General features: G+C 70.7%; 9 protein-coding genes. 4 read left to right on the forward strand and 5 right to left on the reverse strand.

The annotated features are described in order from the left end of the window. On the reverse strand, window positions 1-180 hold a 180-nt coding region (locus FV230_RS20585), incomplete at its 3' end, for a hypothetical protein (RefSeq protein WP_147729788.1). Between the two features lie 93 nt (window positions 181-273). Then, entirely contained in the window at window positions 274-1,308 is a 1,035-nt protein-coding gene (locus FV230_RS20590; RefSeq protein ID WP_147729787.1) for an aspartate-semialdehyde dehydrogenase, read from the reverse strand. A gap of 298 nt (window positions 1,309-1,606) precedes the next feature. On the opposite strand from FV230_RS20590, the gene FV230_RS20595 reads away from it, so the two are divergent. Continuing rightward, entirely contained in the window at window positions 1,607-2,446 is an 840-nt protein-coding gene (locus tag FV230_RS20595; RefSeq protein WP_147843717.1) for a hypothetical protein, read from the forward strand. A gap of 185 nt (window positions 2,447-2,631) precedes the next feature. Further along, complete coding sequence (locus FV230_RS20600; RefSeq protein WP_147729876.1) at window positions 2,632-3,036, forward strand: hypothetical protein; 405 nt, start codon at window positions 2,632-2,634, stop codon at window positions 3,034-3,036. Window positions 3,037-3,110: 74 nt separating this feature from the next. Here FV230_RS20600 and leuB read toward each other — a convergent pair whose 3' ends face one another. Together leuB and FV230_RS20610 are read right to left on the reverse strand one after the other, a co-directional pair. Beyond that, entirely contained in the window at window positions 3,111-4,220 is a 1,110-nt protein-coding gene (gene leuB, locus FV230_RS20605) for a 3-isopropylmalate dehydrogenase (RefSeq protein ID WP_147843718.1), read from the reverse strand. 268 nt (window positions 4,221-4,488) lie between these two features. Further along, window positions 4,489-5,451, reverse strand: a complete 963-nt coding sequence (locus FV230_RS20610; protein WP_147843719.1) for a polyprenyl synthetase family protein — start codon at window positions 5,449-5,451, stop codon at window positions 4,489-4,491. Window positions 5,452-5,550: 99 nt separating this feature from the next. Between FV230_RS20610 and mtgA the strand changes: the two genes are divergently transcribed. Both mtgA and FV230_RS20620 read left to right on the forward strand, forming a co-directional pair. Next, entirely contained in the window at window positions 5,551-6,258 is a 708-nt protein-coding gene (gene mtgA, locus FV230_RS20615; protein ID WP_246694940.1) for a monofunctional biosynthetic peptidoglycan transglycosylase, read from the forward strand. A gap of 73 nt (window positions 6,259-6,331) precedes the next feature. Continuing rightward, window positions 6,332-6,874, forward strand: coding sequence for a hypothetical protein (locus FV230_RS20620; protein ID WP_147729301.1), 543 nt, complete (start codon window positions 6,332-6,334; stop codon window positions 6,872-6,874). A 53-nt stretch (window positions 6,875-6,927) separates the two neighbouring features. On the opposite strand, the gene FV230_RS20625 is transcribed toward FV230_RS20620, so the two are convergent. Further along, a complete protein-coding gene (locus tag FV230_RS20625; RefSeq protein ID WP_147843721.1) occupies window positions 6,928-8,166 on the reverse strand; it encodes an argininosuccinate synthase in 1,239 nt (412 codons plus the stop codon). Window positions 8,167-8,312: the final 146 nt, after the last annotated feature.

Below are 8,312 nucleotides of genomic sequence, written 5' to 3' on the forward strand. Positions count from 1 at the left end.
CTTGACGTTGCCCGCGTTGATCTGGTCGAGCTTCGAATAGCGCGTGTTGGCGTAGTCGACCGTCTGCAGCACCTGCTCGGCCGGGTTCGCCAGATGCTTCATCAGATCGTCGTTCGCGATCGCCGGGCTGGTCGATGCGAGAGCGACGAGGAGCAGGTGCGGTCCAAGATCGAGATTCATCGCTCGGCAGCCTGATCTGCAAAATGAAAAGGCGCCGCCCGACCAGCGGGACGGCGCCTCGATCAATCATGGATCCCGATCGTCGGACGACGTTCAGGCCGCCTTCCTGTCCCGCCCGATCAGCTTGCGGTTGATCAGGAGCTCGGCGATCTGGACCGTGTTCAGGGCGGCGCCCTTGCGCAGGTTGTCCGAGACGCACCAGAAGTTCAGGCCGTTCTCCACCGTCGCGTCCTCGCGGATGCGGGAGATGTAGGTGGCGTCCTCGCCCGCCGCCTCGTGCGGGGTCATGTAGCCGCCGTTCTCGCGCTTATCGATCACCAGGATGCCGGGCGCCGAGCGCAGGATCGCGGTCGCCTCCTCGGCGGAGATCGGTCGCTCGAACTCGACGTTGACGGCCTCCGCGTGGCCGATGAACACCGGCACACGCACGGCGGTGGCCGTGAGCTTGATCTTGGGGTCGAGCATCTTCTTGGTCTCGGCGACCAGCTTCCACTCTTCCTTGGTGTAGCCGTCCTCCATGAACACGTCGATGTGCGGGATGACGTTGAAGGCGATGCGCTTGGTGAACTTCTCCTGCTTCACCTCGCCGGCCGTGAACACGGCGCGGGTCTGGTTGAACAGCTCGTCCATCGCGTCCTTGCCGGCGCCGGAGACCGACTGGTAGGTCGAGATCACCACGCGCTTGATCGTCGCCGCCTCGTGCAGCGGCTTCAGGGCGACCACGAGCTGCGCCGTCGAGCAGTTCGGGTTGGCGATGATGTTGCGCTTGGAGAAGCCGACCACCGCGTCGGCGTTCACCTCGGGCACGATCAGCGGCACGTCCGACTCGTAGCGGAACGCCGACGAGTTATCGATCACCACGCAGCCCTGCGCGCCGATGCGGGGCGACCACTCCTTGGAGGTCTCGCCGCCGGCCGACATCAGGCAGATGTCGGTGTCGGAGAAGTCGTAGGTGTCGAGGGCTTTGACCTTGAGGATCTTGTCGCCGAAGGAGACTTCCTGGCCCTGGCTGCGGCGCGAAGCCAGAGCCACGACCTCGTCGGCGGGGAAGGCCCGCTCGGCGAGGATGTCCAGCATCTCGCGGCCCACGTTCCCCGTGGCGCCGACGATGGCGACCTTGTAACCCATCTCGATCAGACTCCGCTTGCCGCGCGCGATCCCGGCATCCGCCGCCCGCGTCGGGCCATGACCCGCCGGCCCCGCGACGTCGCAAGGTGGGACCTGCGGAAGGCGGGAGCAAGGCGCCGGGGTCGCTCGCCTGTCAAGGGAGGCGGCGTCATGCCTCCCGCGCTTCGTCATGCATCCCCGCGGCAAGGTTCGATTCACCGCGTGCCGAGAAAGCCGGCCTCGGGCGGCGGATCGAAACCACCGGGGAGGCGATCCGGGCGGAGGATGCAGGTGCTTTCCCGAGGCGCGACCGCATCCGATGGCCACAGACGAGACGTTCCCCGGCCTCGCGCCCGCGGCGGCCGCGCCGCGGCGGTGGCGGCTCGTCGCCTTCGCCGGCCGAGCGGTCGGCGCCGTGCTGACGATCGGCGCGCTGAGCGTGCTGTCCCGCGAGACGGCCCGGACGCGTCCGCCCGAGCCGGCGCCGGCCTCCGTCACGACCACCGATCTCGGGATCGCCTTCGTGCCGGCCATGACGCTCGCGCCACGGCCCGCCGTCTCTGCCGAGACGGCCGGGCGCCTGCGCCTCGACCTGGCGGGCGAGGCCGCCCGGATCGAACCGCGGCACGGCCGGCAGGAGCAGACGCTGGGCCGCGGCGACTTCGCGGCAATCGAGGAGACGCATCTGCGCCTCACCCTGACGCGGGACGCCCCCGAGCCGCAGCCCGGCCTGTTCGTGACCCTGGCCCGGCGGGCGGCGGAGGGCCCGAACCTCTCGGTGATCCGGACCGGCCAGCGCGGGCGGATCGCCACGAAATTCGGTGCGGTCGAGACGCTGGAGGCGACGCTGTCGGGCGCGGGGCGCCGGATCTGCACCGGCTTCGTCACCCTGGAGGCCCAGCCGACGCGGATCGACGGCTGGCTCTGTGCGCCCCTCGGGCAGCCGCCCGAGCCGCGCACGCTCGCCTGCACCCTCGACGCGCTCACCCTCGACGCGCGCGCCGACCCGGCCACGAGCGCGGTCTTCGCCGACGCGGAGGGCCGCCGCGACGCCGCCTGCGACCCGATCCGGGCTCTGTCGTCCGGGGAGCCGGAAGGCCGCACCGGCTCGATCGTGCCGCGCCGCACGCCGCCCGCGCGGAAACCGCAGCATCCTTGAGCGAGCCCTTCGCGTGATCGGGGCGGTTAGCCCCTTTGCGCGATTGGGGCGACAATGCGGCAAAACACGCAAGCTGAGCCGTTTTTCCGGAACCGCGGCCACGCTCGGGCGTCTACCCCGCAACAGGCACCGGATTCTTAATCTCTCGGCGCCATACCCGACCCCGCATTCAAACAAGGTGCGTCATGCGCTCGATCAAGATCGCCCTGCTGGGCGCCCTCGCCGTCACCGGCCTCGGCTTCACCGCGCCGGTCCAGGCCCAGGACGGTTACGCCCCGGGCTACCGCGTCAGCCGTCCGCTGCCGATCCGCATCCGCCCGCGCAGCTGGCTCGATGCCGGCAACGTCGTCGAGCCGGGCAACGGCTCAGTGAGCAACCCGGCCACCAACCCGGTCCTGATCGCGCAGTCGAACCAGCTCAACCCCGTCTACGGCCGCAACGACGGCTACGGCGGCGGCATCCTGCCCGACCCGATCACCAACGGCCCGTTCATCGGCGCCCGGTCGAGCGCGATCCGCAACGTCGACTTCTCGGCGATCGACGCGATCGATCCGACCTCCTACGTCGCGCGCTACGGCAACCCGTACTAAGCCGACACGGACCTCGTCGATCGGGGCGCGCAGCACGGGCTGCGCGCCCTTTTTCATGCGTGGCGTCCCGCCGCTCAGGCCGCGCGGACGCGCAGCTCGGACGCGATCAGCTCGGCCATCGCGCGGGTGCCGAGCACCGGGTCGCCGTCGCTCGCGATGTCGGCCGTGCGCGCGCCGCCGGCCAGCGCCGCGGTGATCGCGGCGTCGACGAGGTCGGCCGCCTCGCCGAGGCCGAACGAGTAGCGCAGGCACATGGCGAGCGAGCCGATCATCGCGATCGGGTTGGCCTTGTCCTGGCCGGCGATGTCGGGCGCCGAGCCGTGCACCGGCTCGTAGAGCGCCTTCCGGGTCCCGCGCGCGTCGACCGCGCCGAGGGAGGCCGAGGGCAGCATCCCGAGCGAGCCGGTGAGCATGGCGGCGACGTCGGAGAGCACGTCGCCGAACAGGTTGTCCGTCACCAGCACGTCGAACTGCTTCGGGCGCCGCACCAGCTGCATCGCGCAGTTGTCGGCGAGCACGTGCTCCAGCGCGATTCCCGCGTAGTGGCGGGCGTGCACCTCGGTGACGACCTCCTTCCACAGCACGCCGGACTTCATCACGTTGTGCTTCTCGGCGGAGGCGACGCGGCCGGAGCGCTTGCCCGCGAGATCGAAGGCGACGTGCGCGATCCGCTCGATCTCGGCGGTGGTGTAGACCTGCGTGTCCACGGCCCGCTTCGAGCCGTCGGGCAGGGTGGTGATCTCCTTCGGCTCGCCGAAGTAGACGCCGCCGGTGAGCTCGCGCACGATCATGATGTCGAGGCCCTCGACCAGCTCGCGCTTGAGCGCCGAGGCGTCGGCCAGCGCCGGGTAGCAGATCGCCGGGCGCAGGTTCGCGAACAGGCCGAGGTCCTTGCGCAGCCGCAGCAGGCCGGCCTCGGGGCGGATCTCGTAGGCCACGCCGTTCCACTTCGGCCCGCCGACGGCCCCGAGCAGGATCGCGTCCGCCGCGTCGGCCTTGGCCAGCGTCGCATCCGAGAGCGGCTTGCCGTGGGCGTCGATGGCCGAGCCGCCGACGAGGTCGGTCTCGGTCTCGAAGGTGGCGAGCCCGGTCTCGGCCAGCGCCGTCAGCACTGTCTCGACGCCGGCCATCACCTCGGGGCCGATCCCGTCGCCGGGCAGGAGCAGGAGCTTGTAGGTGGTCATGGAGTTCGCCTCTTATCGATGGGTCATTGAGAGCCGTAACGACTCACTTCGACCGGCCTTACCGATCTTCGACTGTCCCACCCCACTTCCGCATCCTGAGGCGATGGAGCGAAGCGGAGGCCTCGAGGGAACGCTCCAGAGATCGCGAGGGTGCTGGAGAACTCCTTCGAGGCCCGCTCACGCGGGCACCTCAGGATGAGGGCGTGGGTGGGACGATCCGATCGAACCGGCGCGAAACGCGCGCCCTGATTCGACCGCTTTGGAAACGTCACACCTTCCGCGCCACCGTGAACCGGGCCGCCTCGCACAGGGTCCGCGCCCGGTCGCCCCAGCGAACCACCGCCTCCTCGCAGACGCCGACCAGCCGGTCGCACTCGGCCCGGGCGCCGTCGAGGCCGAGGCGGTCGACGAGGGTCGCCTTGCCGGCGTCCTTGTCCTTGCCGGTGGCCTTGCCCATCGCCTCCGGCGAGGCCTCGCGGTCGAGGATGTCGTCCGCGATCTGGAAGGCCTGGCCCAGCGCGAGGCCGTAGCGCAGCAGCGCGGCGCGCTCGTCCCGGGTGGCGCCGCCGACCATCGCGCCGGCCTCGACCGAGAAGGCGAGGATGGCGCCGGTCTTCATCGCCTGCATCCGCAGCGTGTCGTCCACGTCGAGGGAGACCGGGCCGAAGCGGCCTTCCGCCGTCAGGTCAAGCAGCTGGCCGCCGACCATGCCGCCCAAGCCCGAGGCGCGGGCGAGGCCGAGCACGAGGTCGGCACGGATCGACGGGTCGGGCTGCCAGGTCGGGTCGGCCACGATCTCGAAGGCCAGGGTCTGCAGCGCGTCGCCGACGAGGATCGCGGTGGCCTCGTCGTAGGCCTTGTGCACGGTCGGCTTGCCGCGGCGCATGTCGTCGTCGTCCATCGCCGGCATGTCGTCGTGGACGAGCGAGTAGCAGTGCACCAGCTCGACGCCGGCGCCGGCCGCGAGCGCGCCGGCCTCGGAGCCGCCGAGCATGCGCGCGGTCTCGACCGCGAGGAACGGGCGCAGGCGCTTGCCGCCGCCGAGCACCGCATGGCGCATCGCCTCCATCAGGCGGGGCGGGCGCGCGATCTCGCCGGGGCCGACCTCGGGGCCGAGGCGCTCGACCAGGAAGGTCTCCACCGTGTCGGCCACGCGGGCGAGCTTGTGGGAAAACCCGTCGCCGGCGGCTTGCGACTTGACCGGAGCGGGGTGAGCCTGCGTTGAGGTCATCGGGAACGGGCCTTGGCGGGAGTGGGACGCGACACGGTGCGGGCGGACGATAGCAAAGCGGCGCCGGGTCACGACGCGCAGAGTACCGAGGCGCGGGACCTGAGGTCGCTGGGGCGCCCGCAGCTGCCGCCACCGTCGCGGCGGGTCCGGAAGCTCGTCGGGCGCATCCTGCTCGTCCCGGCGGTCGGGATCGTCCTCATGCTCGCGCTGGCGCTGCTCTATAGCGCGGTGACGCCGCCCTCAACCCTGATGCTCGGGCGATGGTTGACGCTGCAGCCGGTGGCTCGCGAGGCGGTGCCGCTATCGGCGATCGCGCCGGCGCTGGTCCAGGCGGTGGTCGCCTCCGAGGACCAGCGCTTCTGCCTCGACAACGGGGTCGACGTCGGGGCCCTGCGCGACGTGGTCGACGACGAGGACGGCCCGAGCCGCGGCGCCTCGACGATCGCGATGCAGACGGTGAAGAACGTCTTCCTCTGGCCCGGCCGGTCCTACCTCCGCAAGGCGCTGGAGATCCCGCTCGCGTTTCTCCTCGACGCGCTCTGGGGCAAGCGGCGGATGATGGAGATCTACCTCAACGTCGCCGAGTGGGGCGACGGCGTCTACGGCGCGCAGGCCGCCGCCCGGTACTGGTTCGGCAAGAACGCCCGCGACCTCACCCGCGGCGAGGCGGCCCTGCTCGCCGCGACCCTGCCGAACCCGATCCGGCGCAGCGCCGGGCGGCCCTCGCGCGGGGTGCGGGCGCAGGCCGAGCGCATCCAGGGCCGGATGGGGCAGGTCGAGAGCCTGATGGGCTGCCTGAGGGGATGAGTTTTTTCAGATCCCCGGTTCGCAGGCCGGCCCGATGCGGTTAGGGAGCGTGATCCGAACGAGAACGAGCGCCATGGCCGAGACCGGCACCACAGAGATCACCCTGGAGCGGATCGCCCTGATCCGCCGCCTCGTCGTCGGCTGGAACGCCGACGGGGCGGGCGCGCCAATGATCCACCCGGACGCGCCCTACGGCTCGACCGCGCGGGACGACGACATCGCCAACGTCACCGGCGACGACGAGGGGGCCGACGCGGAGCACCGGGCGGTTGGCGCGGCGTTCGCCGCCTTCGTCCGCCACGCGGTGCTCAAGCCCGGGCGCTACCAGTACCACAACCCCCTGGCCAAGCTCGATCCGGGCCGGGCCGGCGACGTGTTCCGCGACGCGGACGGCGCCACGCCGGAGCACATCACCTTCGACGTCACCGCCGAGCACCTCGCGCTGATCCCGCACCTCGCCGTGCGCTGGAGCGATGCGCTGGACGTGCCCTGCGTCGACGCGGAGGCGCCCTACGGCGCGACGCCGGTGCCGGATTCCGCCCTGCACCACGAGATCCAGCCGGCGCTGCAGATCTTCCTGCGCTACGCCGACATCGCGCCGGGCGACTACGCCTAGGCCGCGGTCGCCCGGCGGCTTCCCTCCCCCTTCGCGGGGGAGGGTGCAGGCCCTCAAGCGTCCCGCTTCTTGCGCTGCGCCAGGGTCCGCAGCCGCAGCGCGTTGAGCTTGATGAAGCCCGCCGCGTCGCGGTGGTCGTAGGCGACGGCGCCTTCCTCGAAGGTGACGAGGTCCTGGTCGTAGAGCGAGTGCGGGCTCGTCCGGCCGATGACGTGGACGCCGCCCTTGTAGAGCTTCAGCCGGACCTCGCCGGTGACCTTCTCCTGGCTCTTGTCGATCAGCGCCTGCAGCATCTCGCGCTCGGGCGAGAACCAGAAGCCGTTGTAGATCAGCTCCGCGTATTGCGGCATGATCTGGTCCTTCAGGTGCGCCGCGCCCCGGTCCAGCGTGATCGACTCGATCGCGCGGTGGGCCGGCAGCAGGATGGTGCCGCCGGGCGTCTCGTACATGCCGCGGCTCTTCATGCCGACGAAGCGGTTCTCGACGAGGTCGAGCCGGCCGATGCCGTTGTCGTGGCCGAGCTGGTTGAGCCTGGCCAGGAGCGAGGCCGGGGACAGCGCCTCGCCGTCGATGGAGACCGCGTCGCCCTTCTCGAAGCCGACGGTGATGATCGTCGGCGTGTCGGGCGCCTCCTCGGGCGAGAGCGTGCGCGAGAAGACGTAGTCCGGCACCTCGTCGGCCGGGTCCTCCAGCACCTTGCCCTCGGAGGAGGCGTGCAGGAGGTTGGCGTCCACCGAGAACGGGCTCTCGCCGCGCTTGTCCTTGGCGATCGGGATCTGATGCGCTTCCGCGAAGGCGATCAGCTGCTCGCGGCTCTTCAGGTCCCATTCGCGCCAGGGGGCGATGACCGTCACGTCGGGCTTCAGGGCGTAGTAGCCGAGCTCGAACCGGACCTGGTCGTTGCCCTTGCCGGTGGCGCCGTGGCAGACCGCGTCGGCGCCGAGGCGCTCGGCGATCTCGATCTGCTTCTTGGCGATCAGCGGCCGGGCGATCGAGGTGCCGAGCAGGTAGACGCCCTCGTAGACCGCGTTGGCGCGGAACATCGGGAACACGTAGTCCCGCACGAATTCCTCGCGCAGGTCCTCGATGAAGATGTTCTCCGGCTTGATCCCGAGCAGCTCCGCCTTGCGGCGGGCCGGCTCCAGCTCCTCGCCCTGCCCGAGATCGGCGGTGAAGGTGATCACCTCGCAGCCGTAGGTCGTCTGCAGCCATTTCAGGATGATCGAGGTGTCGAGGCCGCCGGAATAAGCCAGCACCACCTTTTTCACGGGCTTCTTGTCGGGCTCGGACATGCGGACCTTCGGGTGTTCGCGGCGATGGGCAGGGCGAGGAGCTGGAGCCGGCCCGCCGCAAGGCGGAGCTGCTCGGGATCAAGCCGGAGAACATCTTCATCGAGGACCTGCGCGAGGAATTCGTGCGGGACTACGTGTTCCCGATG

Source organism: Methylobacterium sp. WL6 (assembly GCF_008040095.1).
Taxonomy (GTDB): Bacteria; Pseudomonadota; Alphaproteobacteria; order Rhizobiales; family Beijerinckiaceae; genus Methylobacterium.

Coding starts and splice junctions, on each gene's coding strand:
- FV230_RS20590 (WP_147729787.1), bottom strand. CDS start 1,308: ATGGGTTACAAGGTCGCCATCGTCGGCGCCACGGGGAACGTGGGCCGC.
- FV230_RS20595 (WP_147843717.1), top strand. CDS start 1,607: ATGGCCACAGACGAGACGTTCCCCGGCCTCGCGCCCGCGGCGGCCGCG.
- FV230_RS20600 (WP_147729876.1), top strand. CDS start 2,632: ATGCGCTCGATCAAGATCGCCCTGCTGGGCGCCCTCGCCGTCACCGGC.
- leuB (WP_147843718.1), bottom strand. CDS start 4,220: ATGACCACCTACAAGCTCCTGCTCCTGCCCGGCGACGGGATCGGCCCC.
- FV230_RS20610 (WP_147843719.1), bottom strand. CDS start 5,451: ATGACCTCAACGCAGGCTCACCCCGCTCCGGTCAAGTCGCAAGCCGCC.
- FV230_RS20620 (WP_147729301.1), top strand. CDS start 6,332: ATGGCCGAGACCGGCACCACAGAGATCACCCTGGAGCGGATCGCCCTG.
- FV230_RS20625 (WP_147843721.1), bottom strand. CDS start 8,166: ATGTCCGAGCCCGACAAGAAGCCCGTGAAAAAGGTGGTGCTGGCTTAT.